This window comes from Pedobacter sp. GW460-11-11-14-TSB4 (assembly GCF_059423705.1).
Genome location: NZ_JBWKYI010000003.1, coordinates 262767 through 287460 on the forward strand (window position 1 = coordinate 262767; position 24694 = coordinate 287460).

Below are 24694 nucleotides of genomic sequence, written 5' to 3' on the forward strand. Positions count from 1 at the left end.
GGCAGCGCATATGATATCCTTAAAAAAAATCTGTCTCGGCTTGCTGTTAGGTTGTGCAATATCCTTAAATGGATATGCACAAGACAGCACCAATACCGATGACTTAACTTTTACAGAGATTAAACCTGAAACAGCTGACAGCACAGTTAAAGCGGTCGATTCTAATCTGAAAACAACCGTTAGTACACCTGCAACTGTTCAAAAAACTATTGCTCCACAAAAAGAAGAACACAAAACCCTGTGGGGAATTTTTATTGCAGGTTTTGTTGGCGGTTTAGCCGCCTTGCTGATGCCCTGCATCTTTCCCATGCTGCCCTTAACCGTAAGTTTCTTTACCAAAGGATCAGAAAAAGGAAAGGCTTTTCGGCGTGCAGCACTTTATGGCTTTTTCATCATCCTCATTTATGTGGTGCTTGGCCTTTTGGTAACGGTAATTTTTGGTGCCGATGCCCTGAACAGCCTGTCTACGAATGGTATATTCAATTTCTTTTTCTTCTTACTGCTGGTTGTTTTTGCGGCTTCATTTTTAGGCGCATTCGAAATTACCCTTCCCTCTTCCTGGGTGAATAAAATGGACGCCAATTCGGATAAAGGAGGCCTTGCAGGATTATTTTTCATGGCCGGAACATTGGCTCTGGTATCTTTCTCCTGCACTGGCCCTATTATTGGCACTTTACTGGTACAGGCAGCAACCACCGGAGCTTTGTTGGGCCCGGCCATAGGCATGTTTGGCTTCTCTTTGGCACTCGCTATTCCTTTTGCTTTATTTGCGTTATTTCCATCGGCCATGAACAAACTGCCCAAATCTGGTGGCTGGTTAAATAGTGTAAAAGTGGTGTTGGGTTTTCTGGAGCTCGCCTTTGCGCTAAAATTTTTAAGCAATGTAGATCTCGCCTACCACTGGGAATGGTTTGACCGCGAAATATTCTTAAGCCTCTGGATCGTCATTTTTGGGATGATGGGCATCTATCTTTTGGGCAAACTGAAGTTTTCGCATGATAGTCCGCTGGCATTTATCTCCGTACCGAGGCTTTTTCTGGCCACCATAGTCTTGGCTTTTACCATATACCTTATCCCAGGCATGTGGGGTGCACCTTTACGTAGCGTATCGGCATTCCTCCCACCACAGGAAACACAGGATTTCGATCTGTATACGGCCAGCTTGTTAGCCGGAAAACAAACCACAAATGACGGTCCACATAAATACGCAGATAAATTTCATGCACCGTTGAAGCTGAACGCCTATTTCGATTATAATGAAGGTTTGGCCGCAGCAAAAAAATTAAACAAACCTGTTTTAATCGATTTTACCGGGCGTGCCTGTGTAAACTGCAGGAAAATGGAAGCCAATGTTTGGCCCGACAAAGAGGTATATAAAATGATCAACGATGATTATGTACTGATCCAGTTATATGTGGATGATAAATCGGAACTGGCCCCGGATGATGTAGTGATTAGCCCGGAGGGAAGAAAACTCAATACGATTGGCAAAAAATGGAGCGATCTGCAGGCCAGGAAATTCCAGTCCAATTCACAGCCTTTTTATGTACTGCTCGATCCTAAAACAGAAACCCTACTGGCCCAACCGCAGGGGGCAGATTTCGAAGTAGCCAATTATAAAAAATTCTTAATAAGCGGATTAAACGCTTTTCAATAAACAGGTCGGGTAGCGTTAAACCGCCAGCGTTGATTTAATTTTAGTTAATGACTCAGAGGCAGTGCCGGATGGCCTGTCTTTGTTTTTAACGATTTTCTCCGGTACAACAGACCGAACACACTGCTCTTTACATCATTCTTTATCTTTTATTTCGCAGATCAGATCCCTCCTACAGGATAGAGCAGGACGGATTACCCAAATAAAAGTTCTAATCTCGTATAACCAAGTATAATCAATACCTATATGAGCAAGAAAAATTACACCAGCAAAATGCAATCGTTTGCATCAAATTACCTCTTTATGGTCTTTTAAAGACGTAAGACAAAAGAAAAGCAATCATAGCCAAAACATTAAAAACTAACTCATTTTTCATCGTACAACCAGGTCATGCATCCAAAAAACAATGGATTAATTGCCTAATCATATGCCCTCAAAACAGATAGCACATACATCTAATATGCTATTTGGCCAACTAACCAAATATTTACAAAACCAATAAAATTATGGATCTTAATTTTTATCCAGAAAAACTTAAGCAACGAAAAGGCTTTTCACACCAGAAAATCCTGCTTACGGGTATGTCTGTATTCTGCCTGCTGTGTGTGGCGAGCACTGCAAATGCAGCTTCCAGTCATCGAAAAGCAGCACTTTCAACGGTAACTACAAACAGCTCAATGAGCAAACGAGACGTAGTCTTGAAAGGAAAAATTGTTGACGAAAAAGGTGAAACCTTAGTTGGTGTGAGCATCAGACTGAAGGGTACTACGCTGGTGGCCTCTACCGATGCCAACGGTGCTTTTTCCATTACTATTCCATCAACGGTGAGCAACCCGGTTTTGGTGGTTTCGTATATCGGTTACACCACACAGGAAGTACCCGTTGAAGGAAAAACAACGATTAGCATTCAATTAAAGAGTTCGACAAATGACCTCGAAGAAGTTGTAGTCGTGGGATATAATACGGTAAAGAAAAGTGATTTAACCGGAGCTGTTGTAAGTGTTGGCGCTAAAGAAATCAGATCGAGACCTGTAACCAATGCCTTACAAGCCATGCAGGGCAAAGCGGCAGGTGTAGATATTACCTCTAATGAACGCCCGGGTCAGGTTGGAGATATTAAAATCCGTGGCCTTAGGTCATTAAAAGCCAGTAACTCCCCTTTGTTCGTGGTAGATGGTATTCCGCTGCAAGCTGGTGGGATCGATGCCATTAACCCTAACGACATCGAAAATATCGACATTTTAAAGGATGCCTCTGCAACGGCCATTTATGGATCGAGAGGTGCCAATGGCGTTGTACTGGTAACCACCAAAAAAGGTAAAACCGGAAGGTTAACCATGGATTATGTGGGAACGGCAACCATCGAAACGTTAAACGACAGGATGGAAATGATGAATTCGGCACAATATATTGAGTTTCGCCGCGATGCATTTAGGGCATTACCAGCCAGTGATACCAGGAAATATCCAACTGTAGCGACTTTGGCGAAAGACAGGGAAATTTTCGCCGGAGACCCTTACGTACTCGAGAACATCGAAAAGGGTTGGGCAAATGGTGTTTATGATGGCAGTTTGGTGCCGACTACCGATTGGGGCGATCTGGTTACCCGAACCGGAATTACCCAGGATCATGTATTAAGTGTAAGTGGTGGTACCGAAAAAATGAAAGCATATGGATCATTCGGCTACCTGAACCAAACCGGCACACAGCTGGGTCAGGATTTTGAAAGATATAGTGGTAAATTAAGTGTAGAAATTAATCCGGTGAAATGGTTTAAAATGGGACTTAACATCACCACCACCTATAGCCTTCAAAACTATGGTTTCGTTGCAGCCAGTGCTTCGGGCGCTGGTAATATTTATGCGGCTGCAAGGGGTATGCTTCCTATGGCTATCCCTTACGATCCGAGCGGCAATAGAATTAACCTGCCGGGAGGTGATATCAATATTCAGAATCCAATTCTGGAGGCCGATTACAACATTAATCTCCGTAAAACCCTAAGGGCATTAGGTTCGGCTTTTGCTGAAGTAAACATTGTAAAAGGATTAAAATACCGGATCAATTTTGGCCCTGATTTTTCTAATTTCTATAACGGAAAATACCAGGATGCAAAATCGGTAAACCGCGATGCAGGCATACCGGGTTCGGTGAACAATTATGCACAGTTAAACCAGAGCAATAAGTTTGCCTATACCCTCGATCATTTATTGTATTACGACAAAACCATTAATAAACACAGTTTTGGAGTAACCTTATTGCAGAGTTCTTCACTGTTTCAAGATGAATCTTCATCTCTAACAGGCAGTAAAATAAATTTGATTGCCCCACTCTGGTATGGATTAAGGGCAGGAAGTATTACCGCACTGGATGGATTTGATACTGATTTTAGAAAATCAACACTTGAATCGTATATGGCCAGGGTAAACTATAGTTTTGATAGTAAATACCTCTTAACCGCATCGTTACGTTCCGATGGGGCATCGCAGTTAGCAGAAGGCAACAAGTGGGATTTTTTCCCCTCAGCAGCCCTGGCTTGGCGCATGGATCAGGAAGATTTTATGAAAAACATTAAATGGGTAAGCCAATTGAAATTAAGGCTTGGCATGGGTAGTACCGGTAACTCATCCGTAGATATTGGTAGTACATTGGGTCTTTTGCAACCCTTAACCTATACCTTTGGCAGTGCTGCACAAATCGGTTACGTGGCATCAGATGCTTCTTTGGCAAACCCAATTTCATTCCCAAACAAATTGTTAAGCTGGGAAAAAACCCAACAATATAATTTAGGTCTCGATTTCGACCTGCTGCAAGGAAGAATAAGCGGTTCATTAGATCTTTATAAATCTAAAACCACCGATTTAATTTTACTCAAAAAAATCAATATCATAAACGGCTATCCTACCTCTTATGATAACATTGGCTCAACTAAAAACAAAGGCCTCGATTTAACTTTAAATACGGTTAACGTTAGAACAAAAGATTTTAGCTGGGAATCTACCCTGAATTTTTCGACCAGCAGAGACGAGATTGTTAAACTGAATGGTGGCGACATGGTTGCCGATCTTTTCTTTATCGGAAACGGGATCAGTGTAGCATACGATTATGTTAAAGATGGCATTTGGCAAGATACACCTGATGATTTAAAAGAAATAGCCTTATTTAATGCCAATGGAACCAGTTTTAAACCAGGAAGCATTAAAATAAGGGATTTAAATAACGATCATAAAATTGATGCCAACAGCGACCGTCAGGTATTAGGCCGTTATACACCAAGCTGGAGCGGTGGTATTACCAACACGTTTAACTACAAAGGTTTCGATTTATCTGTTTTTATTATTGCCAGATATAATTTCCTGATCGCAACGGGCGCCGAATCATTACAGGGCCGTTTTGCACAACGTGTATTAGATTACTGGACACCTACCAACCCAACCAACGATTATCCTGCACCTAATTATGGTAGTGCAGCGGGCGATCAGTTTAAAAGTTCGATGAACTATCAGGATGGGTCTTTTATCAAGGTTAGAAATATATCCTTGGGCTATAATTTTGCCGACAACATCACCAAAAAATTAACACTATCCAGATTACGGGTTTATGCCCAGATGGTTAATCCGGGTTTAATTTATTCTAAGATAAAATGGATCGATCCGGATTTGGGTGGTTCCACTTTTAACAGAGGTGTGGTATTTGGCATTAACGCAAGTTTCTAACAGAGTGTAAAAATATTGATTATGAAAAAGATTATAAATATAATATCAGGAGTGGCTTTGTTAGGAAGCTTAATGGTGTTCCCCACTTCCTGTAAAAAAAGTTTCCTGGATGAAGAAGTGATCAACTCGCGCAATACATCCGATTTTCAAAAAACAGAGGGATTAGATGGCCTGGTTATAGGTATGTACCAAAGTTTAAAATTCCATTTTAATTATACCTGGGCTTACACCAGCACCAATTACGGGGTTGATGAGTTTACCGTAGGTGGCGACAGAACCGAGCAAATGTGGAACTCCTATGATGGAACCTTAAATTCGCTAAATGTAGATGTGCAGGCTGTTTTTGACAACATGTACACCAATATTAATTCGGCCAATATTGTGATTAAAAATGTACCTATTTATTATACCGGGGCCAATAAAAATATCCGCCTGGGAGAAGGTTATTTTATGCGTGCCTTCGATTATTTTAAACTGGTTAAACAATATGGAGGTGTGCCTCTACAGCTCGAATCATTAGAAACCATTAAAGAAGATTTTACAAGGAATTCGGCTAAAGAAGTATACGAACAGGTCATTCAGGATTTTACACAAGCCTATAACCTGCTCCCATCAGTTCCTGCAGAAAGAGGAAGAATTACCAAATGGGCAGCTGCTCACTTTCTGGCGAAGGCTTATCTGTTCCGGGCAAGTGAAATGAACAACGACTGGAATGGCGATACTAAAACAGCCGATCTGCAAAATGCGATTAAATATGCTGATTTAGTAATTGGCAGCGGCCAGCATAGCCTGGCCACTAACTATAGCGATCTTTGGAACTTCACCACAGTTGATGGTGCAAACGAAACCAACCGTGAAGTTATCCTGGCTGCCCAGTTTTCGAACAATACCGCAACCCAGGGAAGATATGGTAACCAAATACATTTGTATTATCCATCCATTTACCAAACCCTTCCGGGAATGATACGCGATATAGCAGGCGGACGCGAATTTCAGCGCATGAGATCGACAGATTATGCTTTGGATGTTTTTGACCGTGTGAATGACTCGAGATTCTGGAAAAGCTTCAAAACACGTTATGTATCCAATAATGCAGCCAGTATCCCAAAATGGGTTAAAGGCAGTGCACCTACTCCAGCACAGGAAGGGCAACCAAAATTTGCATTGGGCGAAGAGGCTGTTTTGTATATTGTAAACAATGCCGGCGATACCCGATATACACCAATAGTTGATAAGGCCGATCCTGCTTTACCAACCGATCTGGCCCGCCGCAAACCATCTATGTTTGTAAGGTATTTTGCCGGCCAACCACAAAGTTACTTAAATGCCCATGGCAATTACGGTGTGAACCAGTATGTGGCTTTATCTAAATTTATGGATGGTTCCAGAAACCTTGTTGCCTCACAGTTCGGCCAGCGTGACGGAATTCTGGCCCGCCTTGCCGAGACCTATTTAATTGCAGCAGAAGCTTACGGACGATTAGGTCAGTATGCTCAGGCCATTCCTTACCTAAATACGGTTCGCGATCGCGCTGCCTATAAAGACGGAGAAGACCGTTCTTCTTACGTTGATGGTGGAATTGCTTATAAAACCAATCCTGCGGTTACTTCTGCAATTGTTTCCTATTCAGACAAAAACACTTATTTCGAATCGAACAATATTCCGGTAACCACCACCAATACATTATCTTCGATGCATTTAAATAGTGAGGCTGATATTTTTAACTCCAGCAAAGATTTTTATGATAAAGTTGGTGCAAGCTCGAATGCAGATAAATTCAAAGCCTTTATCTTGGATGAACGCTCCAGAGAATTGATGGGCGAATTGATGAGATGGGAAGACCTGGCCCGCACCAAAACATTAGTGGCACGTACCGCTGCGTTTAACCTGGAAGCTAAACCGCTAGAAGGCAAACATTACCTGCGCCCTATCCCTCAAAGTTTCTTGGATGTACTTAAAATTGGTGGCGAGCCTTTAACTGCGGAGCAAAAACAGGCGATGCAAAACCCTGGCTGGTAATCAGTTTAGGCTATAAAAAAGGTTGCATTATAAATATAGTTTTGTCATCCTGAGCTTGTCGAAAGACTTGTTTTAAACACTTTTGATTGTTTCGACAGGACCTAACATGACAGCATCTGATGAGAAATTAACTTATGATGCAACCTTTCCCCCCTCCCTCTACTTCGTATTGTATTTGTTACCGCTCAATATCAGCCACGAAACCATAATTTCAAACGTTTGAAAAGCATTTAAAGCCGCTTACATGTGTTCTGGCCATTTTCTACAGGATAGAGCAGGATGGCGCTCTCAATTTTAAACGCTAAACTCGTTTAAACTATTTAACCAAATATTTCCTTTTTATTAATGGTGCTTCATTTCCCTGTGAAATAGAAGAAGTCCATTTAATTACGAATTCAGAGATGAAGAAAATCTTGCTTGCCTGTTTGATGTTATTTTCGATATACGCCTTTGGCCAAAAAAGCAATAAAGTACAAGCCGTTCCCAAACCATTGTACAGTGATCCTGTTTACGATGGCGCTGCCGATCCGGTGGTGATCTGGAATAAAGGAGAAAAAAAATGGTTTATGTTTTATACCAACCGCAGGGCTAACGAAAAAAATTTAGATGGGGTAAGCTGGGTGCATGGCACAAGGATTGGCATTGCCGAATCGAAAGATGGTGTAATATGGAAATACCGTGACACCTGCGATATTCAATACCGGTTAACCGATTATACCCATTGGGCGCCTGAAGTAATCGAAAATAAAGGGATATACCACATGTATTTAACCTATGTACCAGGCGTTTTTAAAGATTGGCGTCATCCAAGGTACATGGTTCACCTGACCAGCAAAAACCTCATCAACTGGAAATTCGAATCTAAATTAAAGCTTGCTTCCGACCGCTGTATTGATGCCTGTGTGTTTAAGCTGCCTGATAATAAGGGCTGGCGCATGTATTATAATAATGAAATGGCAGGCAAATCGATCTATTATGCCGATAGTAAAGATTTGTACCATTGGGAAGATAACGGCAAAAAACTGATTGGCGATAAAGGCTGTGAAGGTCCAAAAGTATTTTATTGGAAAAACACCTATTGGATGGTGGTCGACAACTGGAACGGCCTTGGCCTGTATTCTTCAACCGATCTCCTCAGCTGGAAACGCCAGCCTAAAAATATTTTACAGGAACCCGGAAAAGGAACCGATGATGGTGTAATGGGTGGTCATGCCGATGTGGTGGTGAACGGAGATAAAGCTTATATTTACTATTTTACCCATCCAGGCCGAACACCTGAAAATAAAGGCGTTGACAACGCAACAACGAGAAGAAGTGTAATTCAACTGGCCGAACTGGAATACCTGAATGGCGAAATCAGCTGCAACCGTGACAAACCCTTACCTATTCAATTAAAACCCTAACCAATATAATGAAGCACATTTACCTTTTCTTAATGGTTGCCCTACTGCCTGTTGTTGCTCTGGCACAGCAACCTGCGACGCACAGAAAAACCTACAATTTTAATCCTGGATGGAAACTTTATGTTGGCGATTTACCTGGTGCAGAAAGTAGCGATTTTGACGACAAAACATGGAAAGCCATTACCCTACCCTATGCCTGGAACGAAGATGAGGCCTTTAAAAAATCGATAGAAGATTTATCAACTGGTATTGCCTGGTACCGCAAGCATTTCACCATTTCAGAAATCAATGCAAACAATAAAATATTCCTCGAATTTGAAGGCATCAGGCAGGCCGGTGAATTTTACCTGAACGGAAAGTTTATTGGTCGGCATGAAAATGGCGTAATGGCTTTCGGGTTTGACATTAGCGCTTTAATCAATCAAAACAAAGAAAATGTAATTGCAGTTAGGATCGATAATGCCTGGAACTACAGAGAAAAGGCGACCAATTCTGGCTATCAATGGAACGATAAAAACTTTAATGCCAATTATGGTGGGATATCGAAAAACGTACGCCTGCATGTAACAGGTCAGGTATACCAGACACTCCCACTTTATTCGACCTTAAAAACCACTGGTAACTACTGTTACGCGAAGGATTTTGATATTAAAGGTAAATCGGCGGTGATTGTTTCCGAATCGCAGGTCAAAAACGAAAGTGCAACAGATCAAAAACTGGTTTACGAGGTAGAATTAAAAGACCTTGATGGAAAAATTGTTAAAACTTTTAAATCTGCAGAAACCCCTATCAAAGCGGGCGATACGTTAACCTTAAAAGCACAGGCATTGGTAAACGACTTAAACTTCTGGAGTTGGGGTTATGGTTATCTGTATACCGTTACCTCCAGGTTAAAATCGGCAGACCAGGTTATCGACGAGGTTAAAACCAAAACCGGCTTTAGAAAAACAGCATTTAAAAACGGGATGGTTTACTTAAACGACCGGGTAATGATGATGAAGGGCTATGCCCAGCGCAGCAGCAACGAGTGGCCTGCAATTGGCTTATCGGTACCACCATGGCTAAGCGATTATAGCAACCAATTAATGGTAGAAAGCAATGCCAATTTGGTACGCTGGATGCACATAACGCCCTGGAAACAGGATATCGAATCATGCGATCGTGTTGGTTTGATCCAGGCGATGCCTGCCGGAGATTCGGAAAAAGATGTAACCGGAACCCGTTGGGATCAGCGGAAAACAGTAATGACAGATGCCATTATTTACAACCGCAACAACCCGAGTATCGTTTTTTACGAATGTGGAAACGAATCGATCAGTGCAGCGCACATGCAGGAAATGAAAGACATCAGAAATCTGTATGATCCAAACGGCGGCAGGGCCATCGGTTCGAGAGAAATGCTCGATATCCCTGAAGCGGAATATGGAGGCGAAATGTTGTACATCAATAAAAGTGCAACTAAACCCGTATGGTCTATGGAGTATTCAAGAGATGAAGCCCTGCGAAAATATTGGGATGAATTCTCCCCTCCTTATCACATAAACGGCGCTGGTCCTAAATATAAAGACGCTGATGCCAGTGATTATAACCGCAACCAGGATTCGTTTGCGATTGAAGATGTAATCCGCTGGAACGAATATTACGAAGAGCGCCCTGGAACAGGAACCCGGGTAAGTTCGGGTGGTGTAAACATCATATTCTCTGATTCGAATACCCACCACCGCGGAGAAGAAAACTACCGCAGAAGCGGCGAAGTGGATGCCATGCGCATCCCTAAAGATGCTTTTTTTGCACACCAGGTCATGTGGGATGGTTGGGTCGACGCTAAAAAAACAGGCATCCATTTAATAGGGCACTGGAACTACAAAACTGGCATCAAAAAGAATGTATATGTGGTGGCAAGTGGCGACAAAGTCGAACTGATTTTGAACAATAAATCACTTGGTTTTGGTGAAAAAAGTAATGGTTTTCTGTTCACTTTTAAAAACATTAATTATCAGGCAGGAACAATCAAAGCCATCTCTTATTCTTCGGCCGGGAAAAAACTGGCAGAAACCCAGTTAAAAACAGCAGGTCAAGCTGTTGCTTTAAAATTCACCACAATAAAAAATCCGGGTGGTTTTAAAGCCGATGGTGCCGATGTGGTGTTGGTGCAGGTTGAAGTAGTCGATCAGAATGGAAACCGTTGTCCTACCGCTTCAAATAAGATCAACTTCAGCTTAAATGGCCCTGCCGAATGGCGTGGTGGTTTGGCGCAGGGACCTGATAACTATATTTTGGCTAAAGACCTGCCGGTTGAAAATGGCATAAACAGAGTGCTCATCAGATCGACAACTACAGCCGGAAAAATTAATCTGACGGCAAAGGCCGAAGGCTTACAAATGGCAAACCTTTCTTTTGAAACTTTACCTGTTAAATCGACTAACGGATTATCTGTTCAACTGCCAGGTGATGGTTTGAAACCGAACTTAAGCAAAGGTCCAACACCACTTGATCCATCATACACTGTTTCGCGGAAATCGATCAAAATTATTGCTGCGGAAGCTGGTGCGAATAACGATAAAGCCAGTTTAAGCTTCGATGATAATGAATTGAGCGATTGGGTAAACGATGGAAAAATTGCCACCGCATGGATCAAATATACTTTAGCAAAAGAAAGTACCCTGTCAGCGGTCTCTTTAAAACTGAATGGTTTCAGAACCAAAATTTACCCATTAAAGATCTTAGTTGACGGAAAAGTGGTTTTCGAAGGCAATAGCAAACCAAGTTTGGGTTATTTTACGGCTAATTGTAAAGCAACGAAAGGAAAAACAGTGACCATACAATTAGTGGGCTCCGGAAAAGAGAAAGAAAATTCGAATGTTGGCGTAGAGGTAAACGGCAAGAAGCTGGATGATGGTGTTGAACGTGCGGAAACCAAATTAAAAGGTGGATTAAGCATTATTGAAGCTGAGGTTTATGAGCAGCCTTAGGCTGTGCCAGGCTTCCGAAGTTAACATGTCAGTGACTTGGCAAAACTTCGGAAGTCTGTTATTAACTATTTTTAAACAGTCGTCACCCTGACCTGTAGTGAACGGAAAGCTATGAAGTAAACCGGGCTTTAACCGAGCTCACCGAACGTAATTTAATTCAGGGTCTTAAAGGCATGACAGATACCGAAGCAAGTTCAGTATGACGAAATATCTAAAATAAAAAGCGATGAAAACATTAAAAAGTGCTTACCTCCTATTCTTTAGCTTATCCGTTTTTATCTGTACGGCCAATGCTCAATCAAAAGCTAACATTCAGGTTAATTTCGACAAGAATATAGCGAAAATGAAACCCATTTGGGCATGGTTTGGTTATGATGAACCGAATTATACCTATATGAAAGATGGTCAGAAGTTATTAACGGAGATTTCGAAATTGAGTCCGGTTCCGGTATATGTACGGGCGCATAATTTACTGACCTCTGGAGATGGTACCCCTGCTTTAAAATGGGGATCGACGAATGCTTATACCGAAGATGCAAACGGCAAACCCATTTACAATTGGAAAATTGTTGATCAGATTTTTGATAGCTACGTCAAAAGAGGCATGAAACCTTTGGCGCAAATTGGTTTTATGCCCGAAGCGCTGTCAACCAAACCTTTTCCTTATCAGCACAAATGGAAACCAGGTGTCCGTTATGAGGAGATTTTAACCGGTTGGGCCTATCCACCTAAAGATTATAAAAAATGGGGAGATCTGGTTTACGAATGGGTGAAACACAGTGTGGCACGTTATGGCCAGGCAGAGGTAGAAAGCTGGTACTGGGAAGTGTGGAATGAGCCTGATGGTGCTTATTGGAAAGGTACACAGGCCGAATTCTTTAAACTTTACGATTATGCTGCCGATGGACTTAAAAGGGCTTTGCCCACTGCAAAAATTGGTGGAGCCAATGTAACCGGCGGTGGTACCAGGTATTTAGATGCCTTTATCAAACATTGTTTAAACGATACCAATTATGTAACCGGCAAAATCGGATCGCCTTTAGATGCGGTACTTTTCCATGCCAAAGGATCGCCAAAAGTTTCAAACGGAACTGTGGTGATGAATGTTAAAACCCAGCTCCGCAATATTGATGGCAATTATAAAATTATCAGTAAATATCCTCAGCTTAAAAACATCCCTGTTATTATTGGCGAATCCGATCCTGAAGGTTGTGCCGCCTGTGGCATGAGTACCAATCCGGAGAATGCTTATCGGAACGGCACGATGTATTCGAGTTATACCGCAGCCTCCTTTGCCCGGCTTTATGAACTTACAGATCAATATAACATCAATCTGTTAGGTGCCGTTACCTGGTCGTTCGAATTTGAAAATCAGCCCTGGTTTGCGGGTTTTCGCGATTTAGCCACCAACGGCGTCGACAAACCTGTTTTAAATGTATTCAGGATGTTTGGCCAGATGAAAGGGAACCGTGTGGAAGCCATAAGCAACCGCATGTACAATTTAAATTCTATTTTAGATTCGAGCATCAGAAAAGCCCAGACAGACATAGGTGTTTTAGCCACTAAGGCTGAAAAAACGGCAGCTGTTATGCTGTGGAATTATCACGATGAAGATAAAACAGATTCGAAAGATCTTATTTCCATTTTGTTAAATAAATTACCTGCCAAATCAGTAACCATAACCGAATACCGCATTGATGCTGAAAACAGTAATTCTTATGCGATATGGAAAAAAATGGGGTCACCACAAAACCCGGATGCGAAACAAATTGCAGCGTTAGAAAAAGCAGGGCAACTTAAAATGACTGCTAAACCCAGAAAATTTGACACGACAAGTGGCGCTTTTGAAATGGAACTGGCCAGGCAAGGGGTAGCTTTATTGAAGCTGGATTGGTAGTATTTTGCTCTTTTGCCACGGAAACACTGAAAGCACGGAAATAGAGATGTATTAATTTGCCGTGGTCTGTGTCTCCACAGACCACATATATACTATTTTTTTTGTGCTTTCCGGACAAAACCGATGATAAGGTGAGTTAAAAACATTTATCTGGAGATGGCAGGTATAGGTGGATCGTCATTCCCAACTTGATTGGGAATCTTAATGTTTTAGCTAGGTTTATATCTTGTATTCAGATTAGCTTCGCTGAGCACTTCGTGGTTCCCGCCTGCGCGGGAAAGACGACCGTTCTTTGCAATCTGTCACCCTAATCGTTTGATCTCGAAGCCTATATCATTAACTTAAGAATAAGTCTTGGATTAAGGTTTAACCACCAATGGCGCCCCGTTTACCATTACGTTTTCGATTTTAACATCCTGATACCTGTTCTTCAAAAATGGCGTTTTGGTGATAACTTCCAGATCTTTAAAAAGAAAGCCTGATACTTTATCTTCAGGATTGCCATCCATTTCGCCAAATTTTGTTGCCTCCACTTTAATATTGGTGATCTTAATGTTCCTGATGGTACCAAATGGTTTTGCTGTGCTGCCTGCCAGATCGAAAAATTGTTTCCAGGGGTTTAGATCGATAATGGCGCCGCATTTCCCGGTAATATTTTCTACGGTGATATTTTCATAAAGCTGATAAGTATCGCCACGCATTTTCATTTTTAAAATCGGACAGGTATTCTCTACCCTGCAGTTCCGCATGATAATATTGCGTGCATGAATACACTCGCTTCCCATGGTTAAAGTAGCATGTGCTTCGCCAATAGTACAATTTTCAATTAAAATGTCTTCAACAATTCCGTTTTCCGGCAGTTTCTGTGCATCAGGGCCTTTACCACCTTTAATACAAATGGCATCATCATTCACCGAGATATAACAATTCCTGATGGTTACTTTTCTACAAAAATCAATGTCTATACCATCAGTACTGGGTGCTTTTACCGGACGAAATGGCGAGCGGATATCGCAATTCTCAATTAATACATTATTCGATTGGTATAAATGAGTTGTCCAGAATCCAGCATTACGCAATTTTACCCCCTTAATATTCACGTTATTACATCCCCAGATAAAAAGTAAGCGTGGACGGCTCACCTCTAAGTTGGTAGATTCCCTTCCTAATTTTTTAAGCGAATCGCGATGTGCCCAAAATGTTTTCCAGAATTTAAGTCCGTTTCCATCAATAGTGCCTGGGCCCGAAATACTAAAACCATCTACTTTTGTCGCATTAATTAATGCGGCGAAGTATTTTAGGCTCCTCCCTTCCATACGCGATGGGATAAATGGATAATCTTTGATCTGATCAGATCCTTTAAGTACAGCACCTTCCTGCAACAACAGTTTTGTTTTAGGCTTAAAAAAAAGTGCCCCGCTAAGGTAAACACCCCTGGGGATGACGATCGTTCCCCCTCCTTTTTGATAAGCTTTATCTATCACACTTTGAATCGCTTTGGTATTCAGTTTGGTGCTATCGGCACTTACACCAAATTTGGTGATGATATAATCCTGAGCCATGGCATTTATAGCAATGACCATAAACAAAGTGAGTATAATGTGTTTTTTCATGATAAAATGTTGCATAACCTGTAAATAATCTTGACTCCCAATATGCGTAGTGTTATTTGACTACCTAAGCCACCTGAGATCAACTAAGTCTGTTCACACCATTATTGGATTAATTGAAAGCTGTAATACTTACCGGGCCGATTAATCCTGAAGGCATTACATTCCAGCTTGAAGCATCAAAATCCTTATAATTAATATTGACGAAATTGATTTCGTGGTAATTCCGCCATTGTATTTTTTTGATGTCCATATCACGGATTCGGTTCGCCATCAAATTAACCACTTCAATTTTAATGGTATTATGACCTGCTTTTAAATATTTACCCACACGGGCCTGAAAAGGAATGCTCCATAAAATACCTACTTCCTGTCCATTGATCCACACCCTGGCACTTTCATCAACCTGGTTCAGGTTCAAAACATATTCTTTAGCGGTTTTTGAGCTTAAGTTAAAACCTGAAGTATAAACACCCGTACCCGAAAAGGCCTGTAGTTTAGGATCGCTCAAAGTGGTCCAGCTTACCAACTTGTCTAATTTCTGATCTGCCGGAAGCTCAGGTCCACCTTCGGTAAAATGTAAATTCCAGGACTGGTTAAGATTGATGGTGTTCGCAGCTTTATTTAAATAAACCCAGGGCGTATTGATTGTTCCATTACGCTCCACTTTTAAAAACAAACTCTCCCCCGATTTAAGCTGTACGCGAACCTTTTTATCGCGTATTGCCGCCACACCCACATTCGAGCTTTGCGGATCCATAATTAAAACTTTGCCTTCTTCATTTAAGGAAAGTTCGGTATCGATATCTTTAGCCGTGTGGTTCACCAGATAATAATATTTGCCGGTATTTGTTTTTCTTCTGATAAACTGAAGGCCGGTATCAGTTAAAGTTTCCCTGATAATGGCTATCGAACTTAATGCTTTTTGTATATCGTTCACTAATAGGATTAGGCCTGAGCCAATCTTAAATTGTTTAATTCCGTTAGGACCATCGGTAAAAGTCAATTTAGCCAGGCTGGCTTTGAGCTGTGCTCTCCTTGCATCCAGGTTATTTAAACCCGGAACATCCTTAGGCAATGCCTGAAAAATAACTTTTGCGCCATTGCTGGCCAGTTTGATCATCTGATCTAAAGTTTCCGGACTGATCATTTCGCACTGCGGAACGATGAGTACCTGATATGGCGCAGCTGCCGCGTTGGTACTAATCAATGCCTGGTTCACCGTTGACTGCTTCAATAACCGATCAGATGCAAAATCAAAAGAATAACCTGACTTAGAGAGTTCTTTCGATAATTTATAAAAAGCCGTTGGATGTAACCACTCATCAACATCATGTACTTTTAAGGCCATATCCAAACCTTTGCCCTTGTTCCATACATCATATATGGGCCAGTAGATTAAAAGTTCGTTATCTGGCTTTCCTGATTGAAGAATAGACTGGCAACGGGTGATATAATTGTTTAAACCCTGCGCATGTGGCCATAAACTGTTGTTTGGGTTCATTTCTACCGAAGCATAAAACAACCATCCCGGCCAGGGTGCATTTGTTGGCGAATTGGTGGTACCATGATAAAAAATATGGTTGATACCTGCCAAGAACAATTGCTCCGCTTCTGGTTTACACTGCGAAAAAGAGGTTTTAAAGTGTTCAGTTAACCAGGTAAAGGTTTCAGAAGAAGCCAGTTTTTTACCGCCGGTATGTGCCGCAGATGAGGCAAATTTGCACATCATTGGATCGGGATCTACATTACGGATATCTGCTGCATCGCGCCTAAGCCCTGTGATAGGAAAATAACTCGAACCAAAGGTTTCAGTTTCGGGGATATCTACCGCACCGTAAAGATCGAGCAAGTTGCCTGGTGAACCATGCGACTGGTTTTTGGTAGCCGATTTAAGCTGATGTGCCCAACCGGTCCAGTTTTGTGTAAAATTATGCAGCAAAAGTTCGTCCATGGTTTCGCGATAGTCGGATTTTAAACGGGCTATGTTTTCGTTTGTAGAATCTTTACCGCTTAATTCTTTAATATGACTGGCCAAGTCGTAACCTCTGTTTTTCTTAAATTCCTGAAAGAAGGTTGGCGTCCATGTTGCGCCATACACTTCGTAACTGTCGTTAAAAAATGAGCGAACACCTTGTGGTTTGCTTCCAAAAGCATCCGAAAATCTTTTCAGGTAAACATCAACTGCATTTTTATCGAGGTGATCTAAAGTAAAACCTTCTCCTCCCGGGGCAGCACGTTTAACCATTTGCCGAGTTTTACCTGCAAAAGCAGCATAAATATCCCAACTGCCACTAGTGGGCGACCAATTTAAAGATCCATCAGCCTGAACTTTAGAAAGCAAATTGAGTACCTCACCATTATTACCGTAAGCGGTTAAAGCCTGTAGCTGCGCGAAATCCTGTTTGGCTTCTTTAACCTGAATGGCTTCCGTTAACTTTTCGCCCGCTTTGAGCGTGTATTGCTGGGTAATCAGTTTGGTTGCAGCGTTTTCGGGTTTAATCTGCGGACCACCAAACGGCCAGCCTGTACCCGTATTCATATCAACCCCCAGGCCTAAAGTATTGGCTTTATTTACCGTATGGTGTAATATATTCATCCACTCAGGAGACAAAAACTGGAGATATTGTTTTTCAAAGCCTTTGGCTCCATAAATTGGGGTGATTTCTACTCCACCGAGGCCAGCATCGGCATATTTCTTTAAAACAAGGTCTAAATTCTGTTCATCTACAGCATTCCCCATCCACCACCAGCGGGTCCAGGGTTTCATCTGCTTTTCGATAACCGGCCAGCTACCGGTATTTTTTACAGGCTTTTGTGCTTTGGCCAGACCAAAAGTTAGCGTACTAAACAGCAGAACAGAACAGAATCGATGTAATTGCATATCGTTAATCTAAATGGAATACCATTTCTAAAGGGAATGTTTTTGGAGAATTATCGGCATTGGTTTCCATAATATCGGCCATGTATGCCCACCATTTCTGCACAATCCGCGTGCTGCCCAAATCTTGGGAGGAGCTGCCGTTTTGTTGTTGCACAGCAAAAAGGGTATTGGTTTCTTCATCTAAAAAAATAGAATAATCGCTGATCCCATTTTCTTTTAATAAAGTTGATAGCTCTGGCCAGATCTCATCGTGGCGCTTTTTGTATTCTGTTTCAAAACCGGGTTTAAGTTTCATCTTAAATGCAATTTTCATGTTTTCAATTTTATTTTTTTAAGGATTCTCCTCGCCGTGGTTCGTGTCCGCACGAACCGCTAATATTATTTATTTTATACCCAAACTGAAATCGTTCAGTTTCGGTCTGTGAGGACACAGACCGAGGAACTCCCCCATTAATTCACGACAAAGCTCAAATCAGTACTGTTATCTCCGGCCGATTTAATCCAGAGTATTTTATTCCTGGTATCATAAAACCAGCCTTCAGTTTTATCTAAACGATCTGGTGTTTTTAAAGCTTTTATTTTTTGCCCATTCTCCGAAACTGTTGCAGGATCTGCTTTTCCTGTCCAATGTATTTTGGCCAGATATTTATGCTTACTGGGCTTAAAACTTCCTGCTGGTTTGGCCACTCTCAGTGTAAAATTTGATGCAGTTAATAAAGACGTGATCTTCGTTAAAGCAAAACTTCCTGTTTTGTAGGCTGCGCTTAAATTATCATCTTCATAAAGGTCATATTTAGATTCGCCGTAAGGGAAAACATCCAGGGTAATCACATCAACGGGTTTTTCGCCACTGTAGGTCATTTCCGGCTGCATCGGAATAATGCTGCCCGCTTTAACAAATAAAGGAATCGTATCTAATGGCGCTACCACATGGTGATAACTTTTGCCTTCATATTTCTCATTTGTCCAATAGTTAAACCAGGTGCCTTCCGGCAGATAAACCGAACGGGTAATGGCCCCTTTAGTGGTTACCGGGGCGACCATTAAATGATCGCCAAACATATACTGATCGCCAATTTCATATACATTTTCGTCATCCTGATGGTTTAAAACCAAAGCCCTCATCATCGGCAAACCCGTTTCATATTGCTGGTGCATGCTCGTGTACAGGTAAGGGAATAAACGGTAACGCAACAGATCATATTTTTTAAAATTACGCAAAGCATCTTCACCATATTTCCAGGGCTCTTTATAACCAGGGTGATCCATCCCGAAAACCAAGGCAATCGGACTAAACATCCCAAACTGCACCCAACGGATATACAATTCCGGATCAGCCTGATGCTCGAAACCGCCCATACAATGCGCCCATGAACCTACGCCTGAAAGACCAACATTTAGACCCGCTTTAATTACCGGAGCAAAATATTGCCACTCGCTAGGCCAATCGCCTGCGAAAATATAAGGATAACGTTGGATACCTGAATAACCTTCACGGGTTTGGTTCAATCCCCTAAAGCCATTAAATCGTTCAAACTCCAAAAACGGCGCTTTGGCATAAGCGATAGGGAAAAGATTATGTAAACGTTCGGCATCTTTTCCGGTTGGCCCTACTTTCTCACTTTCGTTGGCTAAAGATCCAAAAGCACTGCCTTCGTCTGTTTTGAGGAATTTTGCCCCCAATTTTGCTACCCGCATTACACCGTTATCCCACCACCACTGTGTAGCCTTTTCATCGAAAAAGTTTACAAATTCGCCGGGTTTACCATTTTCAGGATAGGTATAACCTTTTTCCCTCGCCTGATCTAACAGGTTTAATTTTTTGGCATTATCAAACCGCGGACGAAGATGCAAGCCCACCATTTTATAGTTCATGGCGTAAATGCTATCGAACATCGATTTTGGATCTTTAAAGGTTTCTCTCCATTCGAAAGAAGTGGCACCTTTACCGCCATTTTCGCCAAATAAGCGCCAGGTAGAATCCAGCCACAACAAATCAACCGGAATGCCCAATGACCTGTATTTTTTTGCCAGCTCAACCACATAATGATCAGAAGATTGAGCCTCATGCCCCCACGTACCTCCGCTATACGTACCAGCATGTAGTCCTAAGGCAAACTGCGGTAGCATCGGCGATTTGCCGGTAATACTGGTATAGTGATCTAAAATGGCCGGAAAAGTTGGCCCATACATGAAATAATAATCTAATTCTCCATCAGCTGCTTTAAAACTGTACTGATCTTTTTTCGTGGCGCCCATATCCCATTCGGTGGCAAAGGAATTATGGAAGAAAATACCGTAGCCTTTTGTACTCATAAAAAACGGAACCGGACAATAATTGGCCTCTAATATATTGTAAGCACCAATGGCATGCGGCAAACCTTTACCACGGCCCACATTTAAGGTTAGTTTTTTAAAACGGCGATCCATAAAATCCATGCGTTCGCCAAAACCAAAAAAATGTTCATCGGCCTGCAGTTTTTTGCTTACCCCAACCTGCGTATTTTCTTTACTTACCGCTCCCTTTAATTCGCTACTCAGCAATTTACCTTTAGCATCAAAAACATCAATCCTGAAAGGGGCCTTGTATAATTTAACCACCAACTTTGCTGTAGCAAGCAAAAAATGATCTTTTTTATCCGAAACTTTAACCGCAACATTAGCCAAGCTGTAATTGATTACCATCAGGTTTTCGTTGGCTTCGAATTTACCGCTCCAGCTGCTTCTGATCCTGAATATTTCCGGTGTACAGAATTCGAATTTCACTTCTCCCCTTGTGGTTGAAAATGAAATGGTATTTCCCGTTTTCTTAAAACCAGATTTATAATCGCCAATGCTTTGTGCCCTGGCAATAGAAAATATAAAAATTAAGGTTAGTGCAAAAGCTAAAAGTTTCTTCATCATATTTATTGTATTTCCAACTGGTTAATTACCAAGCCCGGATCGAGCATATAAATTTTTACCGTCGATTTACCTGTTTTATTAATCTCGTGTTTGGTTAAACCTGAAGCGTAACCTTGTAATACATTCTGTTTCCAGATGTTATTTTCTGAAGCCGGAGAAATGTTTATGATCTGTGGTGTATCGTTATTTACAGAAATGGCATAACGCACTTTAATGCCGTTATTAACCCCTTGGGTAGGCAGGCATTTTACTTCGATCTGGTGCTCACCCTGTGTTTTAAAATCAACATTATAAATGGTAAAAGCAGCATTTTGAAGCTTATTATCGCTCACAGGCTTAAAAGTAAAAGGATATAGAGAAATACCATCGCCACCTAAACCCAATCCCTTTAAAGTTTGTAATGTTACTCCTTTTGGAACAGATTTCTCGGCATATTTAGCAGCACGAAGAATTATTTTATTTTCAGTTTTCGCTACTGCACCTGATGGTCTCGCAGCAATAGAATCGGCCACTTTTGGCATTTTAAAAACGGCTAAATCGCGAGGTTTCCAGCTCATCATGCCGTTCCACTTGCCACCTGAAATTTCTTCATTGTATTTTTTGGTAATCAACTGGATCTGTTCAAAAGCAGCTTTCGATTTTTTCGAATAAGTCAAAGCCGATTGATCTCCGTTTGCCGCTAAGGCCAAACTTTTTTTGGCGTATAAAATCTTTTGGTTCATCAGCATGGCACCTTCAACGGGGTACAAAATCAATTCGAAATAAGCATCTTTTAAACGTGCAGGGATCTGATCATTTAAACTTTTAGCCTGATTGTAAATCTTTTCATAAGCGGCCAATCTTTCTTCGGCCTGCTCATCAGTGAAAGTAACACTGGCCATATGCTCTGGTTTAGCAGCATGTGCCAAACGGTAATAAACGGCTTTTATCTCGGCAATGGGTTTTGCAAACTCAGCGCTAAAGGTTTCAGCGGCCCAGCTTTCGGCATATCGATCTGCATTTTCCGGCTTCCATTGATTTACATTCCAGGCCAGGTCCATCGCAAATTGTGTTTCCATTTCAGCAGGTTTAATATCACCCACATTTATGACCCAAAGTCGATCAGCTTTGTACTGGTAGGCTTTGCTTAACTCATAAGAAATCAAGGATGGAGAAATAGAAGAAAGCCACAGGTAGTCTTGCGGGGCACCCCAGTACGAAATATGGTAATACACCCCACTTCCGCCCGATCGTTTTTGTTCTTCAGGGTTCGAAAGCTGACGGATATAACCATGATTATCATCCGCCCAGACAATGGTTACATCATCAGGAAGTTTCAATCCTGCCTGATATAAAGATAAAACCTCTTTGTAAGGGCAAAAAATCTGTGGGATAGTGCTTACGGGTTTAGTAATATTCTTGCTTAAAATTGTTCTTTGATCAGTTATGATTTCGCCCAGCAAATTTACTTTTGCATTTTTATCTTTCGGTCCTGGCATACTGCCGTCGTGAATGCCACGCATCCCAACGGTATAAACCGATTCGTAATTTTTAGCTTGTTTTACACGGTCAGTCCAGTAATTGGCCATTTCATTTTTATTCAGATCGTAACGCCATTCGCCAGGTTTTTTACCGTATTCATGTTCAAAATTCTCTGCCCATTCGAAAACATTATTCCGCAGCATCGGTTCGCAGTGACTGGAACCTAAAACAATGGCATATTTATCGGCCATGACCGGATTGTTGGCATAATAATAAAACGCTTTGGTTGAAGGATGCATACCCGGCCAGATGTAATTGGCTTTTAACCTAAGCAGTAATTCGAATATTTTGGTGTAGGTTTTCGGACCAATATCTTTCACATCTGTATCCATCATTTTAGCTGCCCAGGGCTGAATGCCCCAATCTTCATCATTGATAAAAATACCACGGTATTTAACTGATGGCGACTCCACTAAAGGCTGACCAGCTTTTACATATAACGATTTTTTTGTTGCAGGCTTCACATCCGCCCACCAACAAAGGGGTGATACGCCAAGCATCCTTGACAATTGAAATACACCATAGGCTGTTCCTCTCCTGTCACTTCCGGCTATCACCAATGCTCTTTTTACGCCTTTTAAAGGGTTTTCGATCACCGAAACCGAAAAAGTTTCCCATTTGCCGGCTAAAGTGGTACGGTCGATTTTCCCGGCTTTAGCCAGTTGATCGATATAAAATGATTGACCTATTGTACCGATAATGATCGGATAGGCACTTAAAGTTGTATTATTTTTAAAAACCGGCGAAGTAAGGCCAGTTAATAATTGAATGTCATCCTTAAAAGCAGTAGCCGCAATTCCTACCACTTCGGCATCCTTTGCATCGATATAAATGGATGATGCTTTTCCTCCGTCAACAATCGGGAACGATGAAACACTGTTAATTTCAGAAACAGCAATGCCTGCCCTTTGTGCCATATTTTGTTTAGGCAGCAAGAACAACCACATTAATATCGATAAAGCAGCCAGGTTTCTGACATTCATTTTCATTATTTTTTAAGTTTATAAACTTCAGTTCCGGCCAATAAAAAACAGCCCAAACCATAATCTTCAAAATCAGGTACACTGGTATAGGTTACCGGTTGCCCATCTTTTGGCTCTTTACCTGTTCCCTGCATAAAACCGATGGATCCGTTTTTCTGAACAGCATCTTTGGTCATGGCATTCCAGGCTTTGGTAATGATAGGCAAATAAGTCGCCTTATCTAAAATCCCCTGGTTTACCCCCCAGGCCATACCATATACAAACAAGGCAGTACCTGAAGTTTCTTTACCACCAAAATGCGTGGCATCATGTAAACTTACATTCCAAAAACCATCAGTACGCTGGATCGGCACCAAAGCTTTGATCATTTCGTGATAGGTTTTTAAATATTCATTGCGGTGAGGTTCATTTTCAGGGATAATTTCCAATACACGTACCAGTGCAGCCACAACCCATCCGTTTCCTCGAGCCCAATAACAATCTTCTCCGTTAGGTTCTTTGTAAGGCGGCACAAAATCTTTATCGCGCCACCAAAGGCCATCTTTGGCATTGTACAAACCACCACCTTCAGTATTTTTGGAGTGTAGGTACATTTTGTACATGTAATTGTAATAGGTGGTATCGTTATATAATTTGCCCAATTTGGCGAAAACAGGCATCCCCATTTGTATCGCATCGATCCAGGTCCAATCGTTTACCTTGCCCGATTTAATCACCAGATCGATCGAGGCTTTAATATCCTTGATGCGCTCGGGCTGCTGATCAATCAGGTAAAGATCGATATAGGTTTGTCCACAGGCCTGATCGTCGGCATTTTTGGTGCTAATGCCATTTCTTAAACCCCAGTTATGTTTTTGCCCCCATTGAACGGCATAATCATAATATGCTTTTTCAGGATGGATTTGATAAAGATTCATTAATCCTTCGTAATAAACGGCCCTTGTCCAGATGTTGCTTGGCCTTTCCCGGTTGGTTATGATCGATTTCCCGGCATCAGGCCACTTATTCATAAAATAAGCGTTTGTAGATTTTAATACTTTTAGAACTTCCCTTTTATTTGGGATTTTCTGTGCCAAAAGTAACTGGACAGATATGCTGAATAGTATAGCGGAGCTGAATATAAATTTCTTCATG

General features: G+C 41.5%; 12 protein-coding genes. 6 read left to right on the top strand and 6 right to left on the bottom strand.

Annotated elements, in window-relative coordinates:
* Nucleotides 1-10 precede the first annotated feature (10 nt).
* From AC07YT_RS05585 to AC07YT_RS05610, 6 genes are all read left to right on the top strand, one after another.
* On the top strand, nt 11-1657 hold the full coding sequence (locus AC07YT_RS05585) for a protein-disulfide reductase DsbD family protein (protein WP_086547210.1): 1647 nt from the start codon (nt 11-13) through the stop codon (nt 1655-1657).
* 503 nt (nt 1658-2160) lie between these two features.
* Nucleotides 2161-5367, top strand: a complete 3207-nt coding sequence (locus AC07YT_RS05590; RefSeq protein WP_494945204.1) for a SusC/RagA family TonB-linked outer membrane protein — start codon at nt 2161-2163, stop codon at nt 5365-5367.
* Between the two features lie 21 nt (nt 5368-5388).
* On the top strand, nt 5389-7386 hold the full coding sequence (locus tag AC07YT_RS05595) for a RagB/SusD family nutrient uptake outer membrane protein (protein ID WP_086547211.1): 1998 nt from the start codon (nt 5389-5391) through the stop codon (nt 7384-7386).
* A gap of 401 nt (nt 7387-7787) precedes the next feature.
* A complete protein-coding gene (locus tag AC07YT_RS05600; protein WP_086547212.1) occupies nt 7788-8789 on the top strand; it encodes a family 43 glycosylhydrolase in 1002 nt (333 codons plus the stop codon).
* A gap of 8 nt (nt 8790-8797) precedes the next feature.
* A complete protein-coding gene (locus AC07YT_RS05605; RefSeq protein ID WP_086547213.1) occupies nt 8798-11761 on the top strand; it encodes a DUF4982 domain-containing protein in 2964 nt (987 codons plus the stop codon).
* Nucleotides 11762-11987: 226 nt separating this feature from the next.
* The gene (locus tag AC07YT_RS05610; protein ID WP_086547214.1) at nt 11988-13658 is read left to right on the top strand and encodes a GH39 family glycosyl hydrolase; all 1671 of its coding nucleotides are present in this window, start codon (nt 11988-11990) and stop codon (nt 13656-13658) included.
* A gap of 359 nt (nt 13659-14017) precedes the next feature.
* On the opposite strand, the gene AC07YT_RS05615 is transcribed toward AC07YT_RS05610, so the two are convergent.
* The 6 genes from AC07YT_RS05615 to AC07YT_RS05640 all read right to left on the bottom strand — a co-directional run bounded on the left by AC07YT_RS05615 (nt 14018) and on the right by AC07YT_RS05640 (nt 24693).
* Nucleotides 14018-15271, bottom strand: coding sequence for a glycoside hydrolase family 28 protein (locus AC07YT_RS05615; protein ID WP_086547215.1), 1254 nt, complete (start codon nt 15269-15271; stop codon nt 14018-14020).
* A gap of 109 nt (nt 15272-15380) precedes the next feature.
* Nucleotides 15381-18152 carry a glycosyl hydrolase gene (locus tag AC07YT_RS05620; RefSeq protein WP_086547216.1) on the bottom strand — a complete coding sequence of 924 codons (2772 nt, stop codon included), beginning with the start codon at nt 18150-18152 and terminating at the stop codon, nt 15381-15383.
* A 4-nt stretch (nt 18153-18156) separates the two neighbouring features.
* Nucleotides 18157-18465 carry an L-rhamnose mutarotase gene (rhaM, locus tag AC07YT_RS05625; protein ID WP_086547217.1) on the bottom strand — a complete coding sequence of 103 codons (309 nt, stop codon included), beginning with the start codon at nt 18463-18465 and terminating at the stop codon, nt 18157-18159.
* Between the two features lie 137 nt (nt 18466-18602).
* Nucleotides 18603-21056 carry a glycoside hydrolase family 31 protein gene (locus tag AC07YT_RS05630; RefSeq protein WP_086547218.1) on the bottom strand — a complete coding sequence of 818 codons (2454 nt, stop codon included), beginning with the start codon at nt 21054-21056 and terminating at the stop codon, nt 18603-18605.
* Nucleotides 21057-21058: 2 nt separating this feature from the next.
* The gene (locus AC07YT_RS05635; protein WP_086547219.1) at nt 21059-23566 is read right to left on the bottom strand and encodes a glycosyl hydrolase 115 family protein; all 2508 of its coding nucleotides are present in this window, start codon (nt 23564-23566) and stop codon (nt 21059-21061) included.
* Nucleotides 23566-24693 (bottom strand): glycoside hydrolase family 88/105 protein, encoded by a 1128-nt coding sequence (locus tag AC07YT_RS05640; RefSeq protein ID WP_086547220.1) that lies wholly within the window; start codon nt 24691-24693, stop codon nt 23566-23568. Before AC07YT_RS05640 ends, AC07YT_RS05635 begins: the two co-directional genes overlap by 1 nt.
* Between the last annotated feature and the right edge of the window lies 1 nt (nt 24694).